This window comes from Alteribacillus persepolensis, from assembly GCF_900099605.1.
Classification (GTDB): domain Bacteria; phylum Bacillota; class Bacilli; order Bacillales; family Marinococcaceae; genus Alteribacillus; species Alteribacillus persepolensis.
This window is the reverse complement of the sequence record NZ_FNDK01000032.1, coordinates 1-21203: the sequence shown is the minus strand read 5'-3', so window position 1 is coordinate 21203 and position 21203 is coordinate 1. Positions and strand designations below refer to the sequence as shown.

13 protein-coding genes and 2 pseudogenes are annotated in these 21203 nt (G+C 41.5%); 3 read left to right on the top strand and 12 right to left on the bottom strand.

All coding sequences use genetic code 11. The annotated features are described in order from the left end of the window. Positions 1-272 precede the first annotated feature (272 nt). A pseudogene (locus tag BLT18_RS18590) lies at positions 273-398 on the top strand (RNA-guided endonuclease TnpB family protein); the annotation flags it as partial. Between the two features lie 136 nt (positions 399-534). Here the strand turns inward: BLT18_RS18590 and BLT18_RS16270 are convergent. The 4 genes from BLT18_RS16270 to BLT18_RS16255 all read right to left on the bottom strand — a co-directional run bounded on the left by BLT18_RS16270 (position 535) and on the right by BLT18_RS16255 (position 7882). After that, positions 535-1494, bottom strand: a complete 960-nt coding sequence (locus BLT18_RS16270; protein ID WP_091276431.1) for a LacI family DNA-binding transcriptional regulator — start codon at positions 1492-1494, stop codon at positions 535-537. Positions 1495-1926: 432 nt separating this feature from the next. After that, on the bottom strand, positions 1927-5115 hold the full coding sequence (locus BLT18_RS16265) for a bifunctional cytochrome P450/NADPH--P450 reductase (protein ID WP_091276426.1): 3189 nt from the start codon (positions 5113-5115) through the stop codon (positions 1927-1929). A 199-nt stretch (positions 5116-5314) separates the two neighbouring features. After that, positions 5315-5770 (bottom strand): MarR family winged helix-turn-helix transcriptional regulator, encoded by a 456-nt coding sequence (locus tag BLT18_RS16260; protein WP_091276423.1) that lies wholly within the window; start codon positions 5768-5770, stop codon positions 5315-5317. A 543-nt stretch (positions 5771-6313) separates the two neighbouring features. Next, positions 6314-7882, bottom strand: a complete 1569-nt coding sequence (locus BLT18_RS16255; protein ID WP_091276420.1) for a BCCT family transporter — start codon at positions 7880-7882, stop codon at positions 6314-6316. 548 nt (positions 7883-8430) lie between these two features. Between BLT18_RS16255 and BLT18_RS18710 the strand changes: the two genes are divergently transcribed. Beyond that, positions 8431-8562 carry a hypothetical protein gene (locus tag BLT18_RS18710; protein ID WP_281242373.1) on the top strand — a complete coding sequence of 44 codons (132 nt, stop codon included), beginning with the start codon at positions 8431-8433 and terminating at the stop codon, positions 8560-8562. 347 nt (positions 8563-8909) lie between these two features. On the opposite strand, the gene BLT18_RS16245 is transcribed toward BLT18_RS18710, so the two are convergent. Then, positions 8910-12140: a DPP IV N-terminal domain-containing protein gene (locus BLT18_RS16245; protein ID WP_175487572.1), complete on the bottom strand. Its 3231-nt coding sequence runs from the start codon at positions 12138-12140 to the stop codon at positions 8910-8912. 277 nt (positions 12141-12417) lie between these two features. Here BLT18_RS16245 and BLT18_RS16240 point away from each other — a divergent pair, with 277 nt between their 5' ends. After that, positions 12418-13629, top strand: coding sequence for an esterase-like activity of phytase family protein (locus BLT18_RS16240; RefSeq protein ID WP_091276413.1), 1212 nt, complete (start codon positions 12418-12420; stop codon positions 13627-13629). A gap of 152 nt (positions 13630-13781) precedes the next feature. Here the strand turns inward: BLT18_RS16240 and BLT18_RS18585 are convergent. The 7 genes and pseudogenes from BLT18_RS18585 to BLT18_RS16205 all read right to left on the bottom strand — a co-directional run. Further along, positions 13782-13959: pseudogene (locus BLT18_RS18585) on the bottom strand (iron chaperone); the annotation flags it as partial. Positions 13960-14032: 73 nt separating this feature from the next. Next, entirely contained in the window at positions 14033-14818 is a 786-nt protein-coding gene (locus tag BLT18_RS16230) for an enoyl-CoA hydratase/isomerase family protein (protein WP_175487571.1), read from the bottom strand. Positions 14819-15208: 390 nt separating this feature from the next. Continuing rightward, positions 15209-15982, bottom strand: a complete 774-nt coding sequence (locus BLT18_RS16225) for a 3-hydroxyacyl-CoA dehydrogenase (protein ID WP_091276404.1) — start codon at positions 15980-15982, stop codon at positions 15209-15211. A gap of 230 nt (positions 15983-16212) precedes the next feature. Next, on the bottom strand, positions 16213-17367 hold the full coding sequence (locus BLT18_RS16220) for a thiolase family protein (RefSeq protein WP_091276402.1): 1155 nt from the start codon (positions 17365-17367) through the stop codon (positions 16213-16215). A 137-nt stretch (positions 17368-17504) separates the two neighbouring features. Continuing rightward, the gene (locus tag BLT18_RS16215) at positions 17505-18251 is read right to left on the bottom strand and encodes a 2-phosphosulfolactate phosphatase (protein ID WP_091276399.1); all 747 of its coding nucleotides are present in this window, start codon (positions 18249-18251) and stop codon (positions 17505-17507) included. 15 nt (positions 18252-18266) lie between these two features. Then, positions 18267-19325, bottom strand: a complete 1059-nt coding sequence (locus tag BLT18_RS16210; protein WP_245705303.1) for a phosphotransferase family protein — start codon at positions 19323-19325, stop codon at positions 18267-18269. A gap of 104 nt (positions 19326-19429) precedes the next feature. Beyond that, positions 19430-20635 carry an acyl-CoA dehydrogenase family protein gene (locus BLT18_RS16205; protein WP_091276394.1) on the bottom strand — a complete coding sequence of 402 codons (1206 nt, stop codon included), beginning with the start codon at positions 20633-20635 and terminating at the stop codon, positions 19430-19432. Positions 20636-21203: the final 568 nt, after the last annotated feature.

Here is a 21203-nt window from a genome sequence, read left to right as displayed (position 1 = left end):
TTCCATTACACACTGGGACAGATTTTAACAATCAAAGGATGAAATTAGAGGCAATTTGAGTTAAGTTAGTTTCTCCAAATGAGTTAATCCCACTCTGACCAAGCACTTGAATAAAAAAGGGTTGTTACAAACCCTTAAATTTTGGGAAGTGTAGCTGATAATGGCTGGTGATGCTCACTCCTTTCTTACAGTACCAACTCAAAGAATAAGATAAACAACTTGTCAGAACAAACAAATGTTTTCCTTCTACTAAGACTTGTACCAGTTGTGGTTCGGCAAAAGAAATAACCTTATTAGAACGTATCTATCAATGTACTTGTGAACTAAATCTCGATAGAGACAATAATTCCTCATTGAATATACAAAAAGAAGGTATTCGCTTATTGACGACTGCCTAAATCAGATAAAGCTCTTAGAACAAGGGGTTAGCTTAGTCAATTTCGCCAGCTACTAAAAGCGGTAATCATGCAAGAACCTCCCATTTCAAACAACCTGTGAGGATAGTAAGTGGGCGGTAGTTCATGCATGATATCTTCAAACCGTTCCTCTTTCTATTAACTGAACAGACACTTCTTTATTAGATAAGTCATCGTTTACTGCTTGCAAGAAGAGGTTTTCTCCCATGTCTACAAGCGGAATTTCGATGGTTGTTATGTTCATCATTTTCGCGATGGGTTCGTTGTTAAAGCCAATAATGGCCAGGTCACCTGGTATCGATATGTGCCGTTTTTGGCAGCAGGTCACAATGCCAGCGGCGACTTGATCACTAGTAACAAGCAGTGCTGATGGCGGTTCATCCATTTCCATGATGTGATTGACGACTTTTTCTCCATCCTCCACATGAAGGCACTGATCAAAAATACAGCCGGAATCGTATGGTAAATGGTATTTCTTTAGAAAGTCTCGGTAGGCACGCTCTCTGTCACGGCTGTTCGCCCCAAATTTCCTGGCGATACAGTAACCAATTCTCTTATGGCCTTTTTGATATAAATATTCTAATGCATCAAAGAAGACGTTGTAGTGGTTGACATAAGTAGATGAGGCCTCTATCTCTTTATTATTTTCACATAACACAATCGGGCCAAATGGCAAGTGCTCTTCAATCACTTCTGCCTCACACGTTCTTGAACAAATAATGAGTGCGTCGATCTGCTTTTGCTTTAACATATGGAGGGCTTCTATTTCTCTTTCTTTCCTGTAATCAGTTTGAATGAACACAAGTTTATAATTGTTTTCCAAGGCCTGCTTGGCCAATCCCTTTAATAACAGCGCAAAATAGGGATGGTCAGCAAATGGAAGAACGACACCGATTAACTGTGTTTTTCCTTTGCTTAAATGGACGGCATTGATATTTTTATCATAATTGCTCGCTTTGACCGCCTCGAAAACGGCTTTCCTTTTTTCTTCGCTGACATATGAATGATTGTTTAACACACGCGAAACAGTTGTGACAGAAACGCCAGCCATCTTTGCCAAGTCTTTTATCGTTGCCATACTCTCACCTTTTCAACAACTGATTTCACTATTTTCCCTTGATATGAAACGGGTTTCATACATTAACCTAATCATTGTAACATGATTGGCGCAACGCGGGCAGCGGCGTAACAATCATGGATGAAAGTGCTCCCTGCATACAGGGGCACTTCTTTTTTCATATCATTTTTCCTCTTGAAGGATTTTCCCAGGCCTTCCCATGCTCCGTACTAACGATAGGAAAACGCCACCTGCGCCAATCACTTCGAAAAGCACCTGCGATGTGGATATCGTGAAAATGTACGTTAACATCATTTCGGTATTCATCTCCCCCTTACGCCGGCTGTGCGCTTCACACACCTGAAGAGGGAGACTTCTTTCGGAAAATGTTAAACAGGCCCTATATTGGTGTTATCTCTTCTTCCATTGTTCTCGTTAGAGAATGAAACTTTTTTACATGCCAGCCCAAACATCTTTTGCGTACCGTCCATCTTGCTGAAGTTTTTCCAGCCACTGAACTGCTTCTTGTTCCTGAGTTCCATGAACTTCCTGATAGGAATTTTTCAGTGCAGCCTCTACATCCGGAGCCATTTTACTGGCATCTCCACATATATAAAGCCGCCCTCCCTGATCGAGGATGTGAAGGAGCGATTCTGCATTTGACGCCATAAGGTGCTGCACGTACGTTTTTGGAATATCTTCTTTCCTGGAAAAAGCGGTGTGAAGTGTTATTACTCCATGTTTTTCATGTTGTTCCAGTTCTTCTCTGTAAATGAAGTCATCCTCATTACGGCACCCAAAATAAAGGTGGGCTTCCCCCAATGTTTTTCCCTCCTGCTTCATGGCAGCTCGAGCCTGAAGGAACCCTCTAAAAGGTGCTACTCCGGTGCCGGGTCCTACCAAAATGATTGGTGTTTCAGGATTTTCCGGCAGCTGGAAGTTCGTTTCCGGCGTGCGGATAAACATCATGATATCTTCTCCCGGCTGACGGTCTGCTAAATAATTAGAAGCTACGCCACGATATTCCCCCAGTCCGCTCCAGGCAGGACCTTGAACGACTGCCACTGTAATGCTCGCCTGCTTTGGGTTCACTCGGGGTGAACTGGAGATGGAATAATATCTCGGTTTCAGTGGAGGCAAAAGTTCTACAAACCGTTCAAACGGCATATCACACGCTTCATATTTCTCTAGTAAATCGAGCATCGAAACACGTTTTTTTAATATTTGCTCCTGATAGACCTCTTCTTCAAGTAAATCTTCTAGTTCACGTTTGTGCGGCGGGCAATCCGTGAAAGCAGCAAGCTCCCGTATTTGCGCTCGAGTCGCCGCACCCTGTATTTCCACACTGCAGGTAAGCAGATCCCGCAGGCTGACCGGCCGGTCGAGAGGCAGATGAGCCGCACTGCGCCCGCTTGCTGTAAGCACTACTTGGTCGTTTTCATTTAATTGATAACGTTGAAGAATACGGCTGACGTTTTCCTGACTGTTTGCAGGTAACACACCAAGATGATCTCCTTCCTGATAAGTAACGTCCTGCGGCAGTGTAATCTCCACATGCCGGGTACTCCGTCCGCTGTCTGCCGACTGTAATTCCCGGTTTTCCGCCACGGTAGCATAAACCGCTTCATAAGAACGGGCAAGAGGAGACTCTCCAATGCCTCGCACAAATTGAAGACTTAGTGTGTTCCGTTCCTTTTCCACATTTTCATTCACTTCCAGGTCAAAGGCTTCGATTGCGTCGGACCACATATTTTGTTTCCAACGATCCAGCTGTTCTTCAAAATCTCCGCTTACATCTCCTTCTCCACGGGCAGAGAAACGAACGGCTCCTTTTTCAGCAAGCTGTTCATCAATACATCTTGGAACGTCCTGATAAGTATTGATCCAGTTATGGTCACCACAGCCAAATACCGCATACCGAACTCCGGAAAGTTCGCCTGGCTGAACGGCTTCCAGCCATTGTACAAATTGGCCGGCATTGCTTGGCGGCTTTCCATTATAGGAAGACGTGACGATTAAAACAGCGCCCTCTTTTGGAAGTTCTCCTGCCCGATCATTGAGAGCTGCTGTTTCTGCCTGGACACCATGGAGGGCTGCCGTGTCAGCTAATTCACGTGCCACCCCTTCAGCTGTTCCGGAATCCGATCCGTACAGTACAAGTAACGGCCGATTATCAAAGCCCGCAATAGAAGATGTCTGAGGAGCTCGGTGGTTCTCTTCTTTCATGTTAGCCGGCTCTTGTTCTGTTACGAAGACCGACGGCTCGAAAGCGGACTGGCTGCGCGGCTGAACTTGTATTTTAAAATCTCCTGGCTTTAACGTTAACGTTTGTTTAATATCGAGCTGGTAGTCTTTATAATCGATAAATTCAAATTGCTTAAGAAGCATTCCTAAAACAAGAGTTGCTTCATGAAGAGCAAACTGCATGCCGATACATGCCCGCTGACCGTTTCCAAATGGCTTATAGGCGTGATGAGGGATTTTATTTTGGTCTTCAAATCGTTCAGGACGAAACTCTTCTGCGTCCTCTCCCCATGCTTCTTTATCTCGATGCAGCTGAGGAATCAGCACGGTTACCCTTTCCTGTTTTTTAATAGGATATTTTCCGCCAATCTCTGTGTCTTCTTTTGCATAAAGGCTGAATGAGGGCGCTGTCGGCCACAAACGCAGCGATTCATGCAAAATCATTCGAATATATTTAAGCTGCAGCACCTGTTTATACGTTGGCGTCGGCCCCGTTAGTACTTGATCTACTTCTTCGTAGGCTTTTTTCAGCTTATCAGGGTTTTTTAATAGAAAATAAAGGGCAAATGACAATAAACCACTTGTTGTTTCATGCCCCGCTATGAGAAACGTCAGAATTTGGAACCGGATATTTTCATCATCCAGTTTCTCCCCTGTTTCGGGATCTTTCACATTCAACATACGCGATAGTAAATCATTTTCTTCCTGACTTTCACTGGCTCTGCGCTCGGCAATAATATTGTCTACCAAACGGAACATCGCCTGAATGTCATGCTGAAACTGGCGTTTTGTTCTGACCATAAGCTTATCTTGCACATCCAGGCGCTGAACTTGGTGCATCGCTTCATCGAGGGCACGCAGCATGCTTGTTATAAAAGGATGAGGCGTTTCTCTATAATAACTGTTAAAACGGTAATTAAATCCGCATAAACCGATCGTATCCAGCGTGAGGCGTGTCATATCCTGCGGCACATCAACTGCTTCATTGGGATTAAGCCGCCCCCATTTTTGAACAAGCTGCACAGCAACGTCCACCATCATAGCATGGTAATCTTTCATCGCCCGCTGGCTGAACGTTGGCATAAGAATATTATGAGCTTTTCTCCAATTAGGTTCATGAGTCCAGCTTGTGAATAATCCGTCCCCCGCAAAGGCACGGACTTTTTCCAAAGGGCCTTCCACACTTTTGGCAAAACGTGACTCATCACAAACTTCTTCCACCAGTTCATGCCCGGAAACGATAAAGGTAGTGCTTCCCGGCCTTTGAATCCGAAAAATGGGACCGTACTCTTCTGCTAATTGAATTAATGACAGAGTTGGTTTATCTTTATTAATTAATGGTACATGACCAAGCGGGCCAAAGGTTTTAGGCTGAGGAATTGCGCTTATTTCTTTCATTATAGAAACGTCCTTTCTTTCATTGATTAAATGAACGGTTCGTTAGCTTCCTGCCCCTTGTATATTTCTGCCCCTTTCCTGCATTTGAAACGCTAGGACACTCGCAAAGCCGGCTTTGGTGATGGAAACAGCTGCATCATAATCACCATTCCCCCTGATACGCTTCCTTGACACTGACAAAAATCATAAAAAACAATCCTTACTTTTTCACTTCCTTATTCATTTTAAAATGTTGAGCAGCCTTGTCGAGCTGCCGGACAACAGCAAAAATTTCTTCCTCTGTAAACACAGGACCTAATAACTCATCGAGCTTCCCGTAGATTACTTTATCGGCCTGCTCGATAAGCTGTAATCCTTTTGAGGAGAGCGAGACGACCTTTTTTCTCATGTCTTCATCAGCACGGATAAAGACTAACCCGTCTTGTTCTAATTTTTTGATCCGATTGGAAATAGCTGTTTTGTATACCCCTTGAAAAGCCGCAATATCATTCTGCGAAATATTGGGATGCTGCTTAATCACCCGCAATGTTTGCAGCTGTTGTTCTGAGTACTGGCTCAATTCTTCATGCTCAGACACAATTTGCCCCACATATGCGTTAATCCGCCAAATGGCCTCTCTAAATTTCACATAGACATCATGCAGTTCCTGTGACATTAGTACACCCCCTAAACTTTCTTACACATAAATAGTACACACCATGTACAATTTTTACAATCCCCGTGTTTTGCGTTCCATGAGCATTTGTATGCAGTTGGAATGAACGACCGGCCATAACAAATGAGTTGGTCTTCCACGAAGTTAGAATCTTTTTGTACATGGCATTTAAACTATGTACGGTTTGGCAGTATATTTATCTTATGGAAAGTATAAGTACACCCTTTATTCAATGAATGGGCAAATATGTATATGCACAACTTAAAAACACATTGTTTCGTAACCGGGACAGCTTGCGGAGTAACTCTGATGTGATGCAGCAAGCTTAATATTGCGTAATAAATAAGTTTGCTTTGTGACTTAGTTAAGGGAGACTCATAAGTAAAAAGTCGTTATATTAAACAAGGGATACCAGATTTTATGTGTTCAGGAGTTGGTTTTGCATAACAGAGGTGATCAAAATACGAAGTTGTCAGTGAAACGTTGATTCCTAAAAAAACACCCCCATATAAATGGGGATGTTCTTAAACTACGATAAAGTTATTATTTTGCTGCTTTTACCTTCACTTCTTTTTTGGATTCAACAGAAGGTGCTGTATGTTGTTCTGCAGCCATCTGCTTTACAATTTTTGGTGCACTCCATAGCGGCGGAAGCAGCAATATAGATACAGGTACTGCTGTTACAACAATAACGTTTTGTAATGCCTGTATACTTCCTTCACCAATGGTTAGCAGTACTGCGGATAATATACCAAATAAAACCACCCAAAAAACTCTCACCCATTTTTGTGGATAATCTGTACCTTGCAAGGTTACTGCTACTGTATATGAAATGGAATCAACTGTAGTTGATACAAACACAATACTGACGATTAAGAACCCAACAGCCAGCCATAATCCCATTGGTATTTGGTCCATAATTGCCATTACGGTCGCCGGCATTCCGCCTTCATCTAGTGGGGTTGAAATGGAACCAGGATTTGTTAGTTCATGAGATAACCCGGTACCCCCAACAACTGCAAACCAGAAATTACTAACTAATGGTGCTATAATAGATACTGCTACTATAAGCTCTCTAATCGTGCGCCCACGCGATATTTTACTAATAAAAACAGCCAGCATTGGTGCATACCCCAGGAACCACCCCCAGAAAAATACAGTCCAATAACCAAGCCAGGCTTGATTCCCGCGATATAAATTCATTTCAAAAAAATGCTGTAATTGAAATGCTTGAGCACTAATAAAAGAATCTATTAAAAACATTGTTGGACCGATAATGAGAATGATTGCTGTTAATAATACGACAAATATAACATTTAAACGACTTAAGAATTGAATACCTTTGTCCACACCACTTGCTACAGATATAGCAGCAATAAGGATCAATGCTCCAACAACGATAATATTCGTCGGTAAAGTATTTGGAATATCAAATAAAAAATGCAGACCATATCCAATTTGCAGACCTAAAAATCCGATAGGCCCCATTGTGCCTGCAGCAACTGCAATAATTGACACGATATCAGCAGTTGAACCAATGATACTTTTATTAAATATCTTTTCTCCGAAAATAGGATATAAAATTGCACGTGGTTTAAGTGGGTATCCTTTATGATAATGTGCATACATGAGGACAATTGTGGTTAAAGTACCTAAACACGCCCAAGCCAGGAAACCCCAGTGTACAAAGCTTTGGGATAAAGCCGGGATGACTGCCTCTTGCGGTGTCATCTCATTATTTGCAAATAACGGCGGAGTTGTAACAAAATGATAAATTGGCTCTGATGCAGCCCAAAATACGCCGCCACTAGCTAGAAGCATACAAAGAATCATAGAAATCCAACGGAAATAACCATTTTCAGGTTTCTCCATTTTCCCTAACCTCATATTTCCATATCTTGAAAAAGCTAATATAATTCCGATCACAAAATTTCCTAGTAATAATAATTGCCAGTACGCACCAAAAAATGTTACCGACCAATTGAAGGATTCCGTGACCCAGCCTTCAACCATATCAATGTCAACTAGTGAAAAAATGACAAAGAGGAATAAAAAACCTCCACTAACCGCAAATGTAGTCCAGTCCGTTTTCCAATTCATTATTGTGTTCATTCATTTCCTCCCATAAAGTATAACGAAGCGAGAACGTTATTTTAATCTTTCGTTGATTATCCTTGATGTATGGAGGAAAAGGTTACGGAACTGAAGTACCACTTGCTCTCTTTCTAAACCGCATACACCTGTAATAGTCGTCTAAGATACTTTCACCTGCCTTCTATTTATTGATGTAATTCTATATGTTCCAAGCCGAATGTTAACCGCATCATAGTATAGTGATAAAATATCACACAGTCAAACAACGTTATCTTTTGAAAGAAGCTTATGATGCGGGAAATGTAAAGAGAGTGTCTAGGCGCTGGTGCAGCTGTAACATGTTCATAGACTGTGGTTCATCATCATTATTAAAAAATGTCATTGATTGTTGTAAGTTATCGTCCTCATTATTGATTTCCTTACCGCCGCGCTTTTCACTCTTAACGTTTTGTCATCAGCCGAATAGTTTCCATCCTTGTTCAGTCAAAAAGAGTAAATGTTATGTATAAAATTCCACATATTAGGCTTACATTAAAATAAAGTAAACATTTTAAGGAGTTTTAACGATGGAGTCTAAAGAAAACATCATTATTGGCTTGCTTATAGGGAGCACGGTGCTGTCCTCGATTTTTAGTATTATCATGCTTGCACTCACCATTAAACATGACCAGAAAGTGACCGGCAGAAGGTTTAGATAGACATCTCGAGACGACATACCCTTTGTCTGACAGCTGCTGGTCTCTTCTGTATTCAACCAGCAGTGTTATATTCTGTAGAAAAGGCTGTAGGCCATTTACGGCTATGTATAGACCCACACCGTTTTTGTTTTCCTCTTTAAAAGGGATATTCATGATAACGCGCATAAACACGCAGCTCGAATCCTTGTCTTGTTTTTGCTCAATTCAAGTGTAAAGGTTATCGAAGCTTGCGTGTTTTTTCATGCCTCATTCTCTAAAACCCCAGCAAAGATTGCATAGCCTTTTTTGTCGACCGTAATCAGCCATAACAAAGGACTGCCCATCAAACAGGGCAGCCCTCTCTTTGTCTATTGTAAGTCTTCAACAAGCGATTCAGCCTTATCTTTTAGAGATCGATAAGCTTCTTCAGATACGAAGCCGCTGTTTCTGTGGTTCTCTAACAGCTTCGCAAAGTTGTTCATGTGTTTGACGACTTTTTCCGTTTCTTCTTTTTTCTCAAAACGCGCCGCATTGTCCAGCTTTGCCTCTAAAGAGCGAGCCACTCCGTCATTTTTAAACGCTCCATCTTTTTGATATTTGTGCAGCAAGTCTTTTATGTCAGAAACTTGCATGTCATCTTGCTCTTTCTCATCAGAGGCGTACGGTTCCAGGATTTCTTCCATCGTATGAAGTTCCCCATTTTTCATAACCATTTCTACGTTCGCAGCATCTGTAATGTCTTCAAGAGGGTTTCCATCGACAAAGACAAGGTCAGCGAGTTTCCCTTCTTCAACGGTACCCAGGTCCTCTAGTACTCCCATCTTTTGTGCCGGGTAATACGTAGAGGTTCGAAGAGCTTCCGCATTTGTTATACCGTACTCAGTCATTGCCTTTAGATTTAAATGCAGCGGTACGCCCACATCAACAAGCGGTGTATCCGTTCCAGCCAATACAACTCCGCCAGCGTCCATAATGTCCTTTAGAATGGCAACATCCTTAGCTATTGATTCTGAGTAGTCTGTAGACGAATTTTCAAACTCTTTTTTGATTTCTTCATACTGCCACGGTGTGTATAACGTCTCCAGCCTAGGATCAGAAGCAAATAGTTCTGGATAGTAGGCTAACGTACTATCTGAATCAAATAGAAATAGAGTCGATGTCACTGACATTCCAGAAGCACCTGCCAGTTCAATCACATCGTCATAAGCTATTCTGTCTGGACTGACTGTTCGCGAGAATCCCCGCTGTGTTGCAGAAATATGCGAAGTTCCGTCCTGCCCGTATGCCATCGAAGGGTAGAAATAGTGAGAAAAAGCAGGAACCCCTAAGTCATGGGCAAAATCGATGACTTGCGCTTGATGATCATTTTGCATTCTGACATACGTTTTTAAAAGGTCTACATCAAAACTCTCTGCTCTTTCAAGCTCTCTATTTAACGCTTCCTCACTGGTTGTCGGTCTCATGCTTGCATAATAGACACGGGAGCCTTCTAACAGTTCGCTGGTATAGAAATACCGCGGCGCCAGCCTGCTGCCAGATCGAATAGCCTCCGAATCTTCTACGGAGCGATACGCAAAATCCCCCATCGACATGGTACTGGTGATACCAAACGAAAGCAATTGCTGTCCTTGTCTCGATCCGAGCATAGGGTTTTGCTCTTGCTTATGAATATGTGCATCCCATAAACCAGGCATCACGGTAAGGTCACTCGCATCAATGACATTTCCATTACGGTTATCCTGGTGCGGTTCAATTCCGGCAATACGATTTCCTTCTACAATGATATCAACGTCTTCTTGCAGTTCTGAACCAGTTCCATCCCATAGTTTTCCGGCATGAATGACTGTTTGTCCGCTTGGCTGTTCCGGCTGCCATTTCATGTTAAAGTCTAAGGTTTCAACCTCTCCTTCATCAACCGAAGCCAGCTTGAATTCTCCACCTTTAGCCAGATACAACAAAGTATTGGAATCACCGCCCCAGCTTGGCGACTCAGCAATCTCCTCTGTTATTAGCTGCGGATCCCCCTCTATTTCTCCATTTTCATCGACAGATGCCACATACAACTGACTCTCTACCACGTATGCCATATATTCTCCGTTTGGCGACCATACCGGTCCCGAGTTCCCGCGGTTGCTTAAGGATTTAAACGGCTCAGCAGGTAAAGGCTCTGAGTAGTTTTTCGTCCCTGTTTCTACGTCAGCCGTCAGGATTTGGTTTCTTCCTTCTCGGAATCGATCGGAAAATGTATTCATCGCAGCAAGCGCAATCGTTTCACTGTCCGGCCCCCAAGCAGGCGGTCCCGGCTGCGTAAGCGGCTCAATCACTTCTTCGACTTCTTTTGTTTCAACATCCACTGTATAAGTCGCACCGTCCTGGTCTTGGAAAGCGATGCGGTTTCCATCCGGTGACCAATCTGCAAACACTTCCGCACCTGAAATAGACGTTAAACGTTCCTCTTCGCCTGACTTCAAGTCAAGAATATAAAGGTCTTCTGTTCCTTGTTTATCCGAAGAGTAAGCAATCTTCTCTCCGTCCGGCGACCACGTTGGACTCACTTCGAGATAAGAGTCATCTGTTAAAGCTCGTGGCTCTTCTTCTCCGATGTCCCATAACCAGAGATCATTCAAGGCAACGAATGCCACTTGCTCGCCATTTGGTGATAGTTTCGGTGCAACGATTCCCTGCACCTGCTGCGGTTCCTTGGAATCAAAGTCCCGCTCTTTCGCCTGATAATTTGTCTTTTCTACTTCAATATTTACTTCGAAAGGAATCGTCTCCGAGTCATTCTCATGTAGATGACGTTCTTTTATCTTCCCATCCCCTGTATAAATGATATGGTCCTCTGACAACCACTCCACAGAGAAAGGAAATACATCTTCCTCTCCTGTAACATTTTCACCATCTATCATCAGACTTCCTTGGGAATGGTAGGCAACCTTCTCTCCGTCTGGCGACCAGGACGGAGCAGAGACTGAGTTCTCTTCTTCCGCTAATGTACGTCGATTGCCGTCCGCATCGACCGCTTCAATGCTGTTTCCCTTCACAAAAGCAATTTCTTCTCCATCTGGAGACCACGTTGGCTGGTACTCCTCTTCCGGGCTGCTTGTCCATTGATTGATTTCATCCGTTTCCAAATCCAGGACCCAGATATCATAATTCCCTTCACGATCAGAAGCAAATGCAATCTTGTCACCATCTGGAGAATAAGCCGGTTCCCTGTAATCATAAGAACCTGAAGTAAGTTTCTGCTTATCGCTTCCATCCGGGTTCATACTCCAGATATGATAGTTCCCGTCCTTATAGGATTGGTAAGCAACACGCTCCCCATCCGGCGACCAATCAGGAAAAGCTGGATCATCAAAATTATCTGTAATCCTTTCTCCCTTACCGCCCTCTAACGGAAGCTTCCAAAATACACCTTGAATATCTAAAATTAATTCATCTCCTTCAGGAGAAGCTGCTGCTGCAATATTGGTCCCTTCTGTAAGCGTAACCATTTCACTGCTCGTTTCTGCTTGAGCAGAGGCAGACCACATTCCTCCCAGAGAAAAAATAACAGTTAGGATTAGCATCCATGTAAAACAGACTTTCCAATTCATCCCATGACACTCCTTCATTGACTATTCATTACTATAGCTACCTCCAGCCTATTCATATTCGTCATCCTCTCTATTTCTCCTTTTCTTTTTTCGAAATGGTTAGGAAAGACCTATAACCAACGAAAGAAAAGTCCTATTTTAACTAATCTGCTTTCCGAAAAGCGTTCCACGAATCCCTTCTCTTAACCAAAACTATAATGGCAGTTTATAAACAATTAACACTGTTTAGATAGTATATTTCTAGAAAGTTAACATTTAGTAGGAAGGAGACAAAGAAATGAAGAAAACGGGGAAAAAAGTACTTTTAACTAGTATGGCTGCAGTTTGTTTAACGGGGTATCCACTGGATGCTGCAGCACAGCCCAACGACGGTCAGGCGAATTCTAACGCAGCCGGAAACAACGGGAAACAGGTTACTTCCCGCACGATGGAAGAAGTCAGATACATAGGATCAGAAACACTGCCAAATGATTTGTCATATAAAGGAACACTGGCAGGTGGTTTATCCGGTATTTCTTATCACCCAAAAAACAATAAATGGGTAGTGCTTAGTGATGACAGGTCAGATATAAATCCAGCTAGGTTCTATACTGCGAAATTACATTACAATTCCAAGGATTTTCAAAATGTTCAATTGATTGATGTTACCTATTTTAAGCAGCCAGACGGAACGTTTTATCCCGACCGCGGCCAATATCTTTCCGAAATGACAGGAGTAGTTCCCGATCCTGAATCGATACGTATTAATCCCGAAAACGGTCATATTTGGTACACGAGCGAAGGTGATCGTTCCCTGGGATTAAACCCTTACATTCATCAAGTCGCGTGGGACGGGAGTTACCTGTCAGAAATTCCTGTGACAGATACCATCAAAATGGATGGACAGTCCGAGAAAGGGTTCAGGAATAACCTTGCATTAGAAGGAGCTTCCTTCTCCGCTGACGGCCAAACATTCTGGACAGCGATGGAAGGCCCGCTCCTTCAAGATGATAAACTTCCGACTCCCGATTCCGGCGCCCTTTCACGAATCACCCAATATGATTCGAATGGAAATGTACTAGCTGAATACGCCTACCCCATTGATGCCATTCCAGAGGAGCCAGGGGAGGGAAAACATGCGGACAACGGCGTAACCGAAATTCTTTCCATCAATGAGCATGAACTTTTAGTACTTGAACGTGCGAGTGTCCAATCTGATGACGGAGACTATAGTAATTATGTTCGTATGTACAAAATAGATATTAACGGAGCTACAGATATTCAAGAATTGGAGTCGATCAAAGGGAAAAATATTAATCCTGTAAAAAAAGAACTTATTTCAGATGTAAATACCCTTGGTCTGGACAAAGTTGATAATATAGAGGGAATGAGCTGGGGAAAAAGACTCCCTAACGGCAATGACAGCCTCGTACTGGTGTCAGATAATAATTTCAATGATTCACAGATTACACAGTTTATTGCCCTGGAAGTGATCCCTGAAAATGAATAAAACAATATTGCGCGGCAATCACGGAACAGCTTGTTCACTTAATATTGTGCGCTCGGAATCCCATGATTTGAAAGCGGGGCAATGTTTGAAAGATATCTTTCAAACATTGCCCCATAACAATCACCTTTTCAGCTGCAATAATTTACACGTCTTTATTTCAGCCAAAAACCCGTACAGTCTGCTTTATCTTCAATAGTAAACGTAATCATTTTCTCCAGTCATTCGTAATTTACCGGCTTCTGCCATGGAATTCGAAACAACTCTTTGGCAGCTACTGTAACCAGCTTGTTCAATGTCATCAGCAAAGCGCGTCACGCCTGCTTCTGGAGGTTTTTGAACCTATGATGGTTCCTGAAATACCTGCTGCTCTCATGCTGCCCGCTCCTCATTTTTATATTTTCTCTTACATGTGCTTGAATTGCGGCTGTCTTTTTTCCAAAAAAGCTTCTACACCTTCATGGGCATCTTCTGTATTAAGCACACTCTCAAAATATTCAGCCTCTAATCTTAAAGCTTCTTCAAGTGGTAATTCCAATCCCCTGTTTACTAGTTTTTTAATCAGACGCAATCCGACACCAGGCCGTGAACTAATTCCCTCAGCCAATTCTATTGCCTTTTCATGTAGATCGATAGCTGGTATGACATCATCTACTAAACCAATTCTATAAGCTTCTTCAGCTGTAATAGGATTGCCCGAAAACATTAACATTTTTGCTTTGGAAGGCCCTATTAAACGAGGTAGACGTTGAGTACCTCCGCCCCCCGGGAAAATACCAAGCTTTATTTCAGGAAGGCCTAGTTGAACCTCTTCTGCTGCTATTCTAATATCGCAAGCTAATGCTAGTTCACAGCCACCTCCCAAAGCCATTCCATTAAGAATCGCAATCGTTGGCTTTGGGAAATTTGCTAAATTGTTATACATGCTGTGACTCTTCAATACAAATTTCGTAACCTCCCCAGTTTTAGTCTGATTCATTACATTTGGGAATTCTTTTATATCTGCACCAGCCATAAATGCTTTTTCACCAGCACCTTTTATCAACAAAACACGAACTTCTGGGTTTTCTGCTAAAGATTCCAAATGCTCTAACAATTCGTCTGTTACTTGTTTACTTAATGCATTAACTGGAGGATTTGCAATCTCCAAAGTAGCTATATTATTGTGCATCATTAATTTAACTTTTTCCATTATTAACTCCCCGTTTCTAAGTCACCGGTTTTACATAGCAAAAAGTTGAAATACTTATCTGTATATGCACCAGCATTTTTCTTTTTAAATTAATAACGGCATTTATCTCTAAACGTCTCAGCTCAAAAGCTGTCTTCCGTCTTGATCTCCTTCTTTTCGCAGCATGTTCGATCAACATAGATCAAATAAAACACAAATATATTTTAATGATTAAGACATGCGGCTTACGATTCTTTTATAAAACAAGGATTATTGGATCGTTCATTTTTCAATGTGTCCTGACAAGTATGCACTTGGGGGTATATCCTGAAATACTTCACAATTTAACGGAGATTTCCTTTTAAACCGTTGGAAGATTTCATTTCCAATTTTTAAGTCTATATTCATGGTCTATTTGGGCTGCATTCGAATGGCTCCATCTAAACGAATTGTTTCCCCATTTAATAGAGGGTTTTTTACAATACTTTCTACTAATTGCGCATATTCCGCTGGGTGTCCTAGTCTTGGAGGAAACGGAACCATATCTCCGAGCGATTGACGGGCTTTTTCTGAGAGTGAATTAAATAAAGGAGTCTCAATTAGGCCTGGTGCGATGGTCATTACACGAATACCATGTCTTGCCAGCTCTCGCGCAATGGGTAATGTCATTCCAACAATCCCATTCTTGGACGCACTGTAAGCAGCCTGCCCGATTTGCCCTTCAAAGGCTGCTACGGAAGCAGTATTAATGATAACTCCTCTCTCGCCTTCTTCATTCGGTGAATTAGATGTCATTTTTGCTGCAGCTAATCGAATAACATTAAAGGTTCCAACGAGATTTATCTGAATAACCTTATTGAAGTATTCTAGATCATGAACATCACCATTTCTCCCTAAAACCTTTTTAGGTGTTCCAATTCCAGCACAGTTCACTACTAAATGTATAGCACCGAATTTTTCGACCGTTTGATTGATAGCGTTTTGTACTTCTTCTTCGTTTACTACATTTGTTTTGACAAAGAGAATATTTTCACTTCCCAGCTCGTTCACTAATTCTGTTCCGAGTTCTTCAGACACATCAAAAATAGCAGCTTTCCCACCATTTTTCACCACTTGTTCTACCGTTGCTCTCCCAAGTCCTGAACTGCCACCTGTTACTATTGCAACACTTTCTCTTATATTCATAGATATTTTCCTCCTTATTTGCTTATTTAGATTCCAAATTGCAGATATTCTTTCATATTTTCTCCAGCCATAAACACATTGCTTCCATGTATTACTATAATTGCAGCGAATCCCGCTAAATCTTTTGTGACCGTTGGAACCACTGCATATTATTCGTTTGATACTTTTACTGCTCAACACTTTATTCGTGTTCATTAATCATAATGACATCTATTTGACTTTTCCCTTGTTTAATTATCTACTCGTTCAATAATCGTTGCATTAGCCATTCCATACCCTTCACAAACCGCTTGCAGACCATAGCGTCCTCCGGTTCTTTCTAATTCATGCATGAGAGTAACCATGACACGAGCCCCAGTAGCTCCTAAAGGATGACCTAAAGCAATGGCCCCACCATTTGGATTTAGCTTTTCCGGATCAGCGTTCATCTCTTCCATCCAGCACATCGGAACAGGGGCAAAGGCTTCATTCACTTCATACAAATCCATATCTTCTATCGTCAATTCTGCTTTTCTCAACACCTGGCGCGATGCCTCAATCGGTCCGGTTAACATAAGGGTTGGATCAGAACCAACAATGGAACGGGCAATGACTTTAAAACGTGACTTGAACCCTAATTCCTCTGCCTTTTCTCTTGACATAAGGAGCAGTGCACCAGCTCCATCACTGATTTGACTTGCGTTTCCAGCGTGTATAACACCATCTTCCTTAAAAGCTGGTTTCAACGTACCTAGTTTTTCTAATGTGGTGCCTCTCCTTGGTCCTTCATCCCGGGTGACCGCCGTTTTTGTTCCTTCTTCTGTTGTCACTTCAACCGGCATAATTTCTCTATCAAATCGTCCTTCATCTTGTGCTTTGATAGCTATCTCATGACTTCTTAAAGAAAACTCATCTAATTGTTCACGACTGAACCCCCATTTTTCAGCAATAAGTTCTGCAGATGCTCCCTGGTTAATCATGTCAAAACGAGAAAGAGTCCGATCGCTCCAAGTCGTTTGTTTTCTTGATGATCCCATCGGAACACGGGACATACTTTCCACCCCTCCAGCAATCGCAACATCCATATCCCCGCTCAAAATAGCTTGCGCGGCAAAATGGACGGCCTGCTGACTGGAACCGCATTGACGGTCAATCGTTGTACCAGGTATGTTAACTGGAAAACCAGCTGTAAGGATGGACGTTCTAGCAATGTTAACCGCTTGCTCTTCCACTTGGGAAACACAGCCAATGATTACATCCTCGATAAAGTTTGTTGAAATACCAGATTTTTTTACGAGCCCTTCCAAAACATCAGCTAGCATATCATCGGGGCGAATAGTACTTAACGCTCCATCCCGTCTTCCCACAGGTGTACGAATTGCATCTACAATTACTACTTCACGCATGTGAACCCTCCTTCTGAAATGAATATACTGCATATTATTCTGTTAATACCATTTCTTATTTTTGTTGATTTTTATTTTCCCATGGAAAATCACAAGTACCTTTATTGTTAGATGGACCTGTTATCTTTTCTTACCATTCAAAGATTAGAATGAATTTTTTCGGGATAAAAAGCCCCATCTTTAAGGACAGGAACAACATCGGCAACATTCTTTTCTACCGAATATTTGATTGCATTTTCATAATTTAATGATTGTAATAACTTCCCTGTCTCTGAATATTGTAAAAATTCCTCTAAGTCGGAGTCATTCATCTTCTCCATATAACCTTTGGCAATTTTCGCAGCATCAGATAACATCCATTTTGATGAATATGTCACTAGACTATTTATTAACTCACCCGCACAAAGGAAATCTTCCGCTGAAAACCGGCCGCTGTTTCCAGCACATACAATCATCACTGATTGATCTGAATGTAGTTGTTGTATTGCTTTTGCCACAGAAGCTGTATTAATGAACGCACAAGCATATACATGTTCCGCATGCGCTGCTTTTCTAAGTGCCACCGTTCCGTTTGTTGTAAGTAAAACAATATCTTTATTTTTAATGGGCTGCTTCACTAAATACAACGGATCAGGCTTTAAAAACCCTTCTATTTCAAAACCTGCTTTTTCGCCAACAAGTAAGTAGTCTTTTCCTTTTAAAGCATTTGTCATCACCTTTGTTTCTTCTTCATCTTTTACAGGAATAATAGAGTTAGGCAGATATTGCAAAAGAGTCGATATCGTTGTAGTTGCAAGCAAAACGTCGATGACTACAACGATACAGTTTTTCAATTTTTCTGGATTCATCTCTTCTTTTCGAGTTAGCAGCGTAATTCGTCTCATGCTTCGTCCTTTCACTTAAATTAGTTTATTATCCTTTGTACTTTTCGCTAACTCCAACAAGTTAACAATCCCAACATATAAATCTTTCACTCGATTGTCTTTTAATTCGCCAATGTCCCAGCGGTAATATAACTGCTGTAAGATAACTGCCAGCCTAAAGAAAGCAAGAACGAGATAATATTGTATATTTGTTGTGTCAATCCCGCTTTTCCGGGCATATCGTTCAATCATCTCTCTTCTAGAGAGAAACCCTTTTTGATCCGTAACTGCTGTTAAACGAATGTCCGGGTCTCCTTTTTCCTTCCAGTATACAATCGTTGATCCCAAATCTATTAATGGATCCCCGACAGTACATAGTTCCCAGTCAAAAATACCAACAATTTCAGATGGATCGGCGGATGAAAACATCATATTGTTCATTTTATAATCATTATGAATAATAGATGGATGTGGAGATGACGGTATGTGATTCAACAACCATGGAACAAGTTCATTAACGATTGTAAAATCCTTTACCTTCGACTTTTCATACCGTTTTATCCAGCTTTCTACTTGCCTTTTCAAAAAACCTTCCGGCCTGCCTAAATCACCAAGACCTGCTTTCTTATAATCAACACTATGAAGATCTACTAATGTGTCAATCACGGCACAGGAAATTTTTTCTCTGTCTCCCTCCGTTTCAAGGTAGTTATCTGGAATTCTTTCATCTATCACAACACCTTCTTTACGTTCCATTACGTAAAAGTGTTTTTCCATAATGTTGGTGTCAAACTCAAAAAGATACGGCTTTGGTGCTCTTGAAAAGACTGGATGAAGCTTCGATAATATTTTAAATTCTCTTTCCATATCATGAGCCTTTGGCGGAACATAACCAAAAGGAGGACGTCTGAGAACCATCCCTCGTTGACCACATTGAATTAGAAACGTTAGGTTGGAATATCCTGCTGTAAACTGTTTAACTTTCATTTCCTCTGACGGCATCGATAATTCTTTCCTTAAATACTCTTCTAATCTATCCCAATGAATGTTTTTTAATGCTTGTTCAGAAACGTTAACATCAGCATTAGCATTCAACCGCATTTCCTCCTTCTCAGCAACTTGATGGAAGCCATCATCAAACTTTGTGATAACAGCTGTTCAACTCTCACGTCCAGTTGCCCTACTTTATTCGATATTCATCACAGATACTTTTTTAATTCTAATCTTGCAATATCGCGACGGTGTACTTCGTCCGGCCCATCAAGAATTCTTAACGTTCTTGCGTTTGCCCAATGTTCTGCTAATGGAAAGTCCCCTGAGACACCAGCTCCTCCATGGGCTTGAATGGCACGATCAATCACTTTCAAACACATTTCCGGCACCACAACCTTTATCATTGCTATATCCTTCCTGGCAGCCTTACTCCCTTCCTTATCCATTTTATCTGCAGTTCTTAGAGTCAATAAGCGTGCTTGCTCAATCTCCATTCTTGAATTGGCAATCCATTCTCGAATGACACCTTGGTCGGACAATTTCTTACCAAATGTTATTCTAGTTTCTGCACGCTTACACATGTGTTCAAGTGCTCTTTCAGCAGCCCCGATAGCTCTCATGCAGTGATGAAGACGCCCAGGGCCAAGTCTCCCCTGAGCAACCTCAAATCCCCTGCCCTCTCCCAACAAAATATTTTCCACAGGAACACGTACATTTTCAAAAATGACGTCAGCGTGGCCGTTTGGAGCATGATCATACCCAAATACGGACAGCGTCCGCTTCACTGTAATTCCTGGTGTATCTATAGGGACAAGAACCATTGATTGTTGTTTGTGACGCGGGCCATCTGGATCTGTTTTTCCCATCACGATTAAAATTTTTGTCCTCGGATCTCCTCCACCTGTCGTCCACCATTTCCTTCCATTTATAATATACTCATCACCGTCACGCTGAATGCTGCACTCTATATTTGTTGCATCTGATGAGGCAACATCCGGCTCAGTCATTGCAAATGCTGAGCGGATATCACCATTGAGAAGCGGTATCAGCCATTTGTCTTTTTGTTCCTCGTTTCCATAATGCAATAAGGTTTCCATATTTCCAGAATCCGGCGGATTACAATTAAACACCTCTGGAGCAATAAGTGAACGACCCATAATTTCTGCAAGGGGTGCGTATTCTACATAATTTAATCCTTCCGAGTACTCACTGTTTGGCAAAAATAAATTCCACAGTTCTTTTTCTTTTGCCTTTTTCTTTAATTCTTCCATGATTGGTGGCACATGCCAGCGGTTTTCACCTTGTTTCAGCTGCTCCTCGTATACTTTTTCATTTGGGTAAACAAATTCTTCCATAAATTCTATTAAACGCTTTTGCAATTGTTTGGTTTTGTTGGAATATGCAAAATCCACATTAATTACCCTCCCTCCAGTAATGAAAGGTTTCTTTTATGATCCTTATTTTCTCTCCTAATTACGTTCATCAAATGAAACTACTTTTTTCCAGCACGGTGCAAACTGCTCTTTTTTTAACAAATAACTACCAGAACTCTATATTTTATTCTCAAGAATCAATTTCATAATTCAGATCTATCACATTATAAACGAACATTATATGAAATCCCCTCGTTATCATTCGATTTCCGCTTCAGGCGAACGCTTTCCGCGGGCTTGGCTTCAGCCTTCTCGGCAGCAAGCTGCCTGTGGGGTCTTCAGCTCAAGCTTATCCCGCAGGAGTCGCCGCCTTACGCTACAATCGAAATAATGTTCGCTTTTGATAATCATAAAAGCACTTATGAAATTGATTCTCAATAGTTACATTTACTCTATACGATATTTTTAAATTTAAAATACTGATAACATTTCATTACTTTTCAAGTAATTCATAATATTTGAACACAAAAGCTGGATTAGTTAATTAAAAACATTGAACCTTTAAAGAGTTTGTAAACTGAATTCAAAAATTTTTTATACTAGAAAA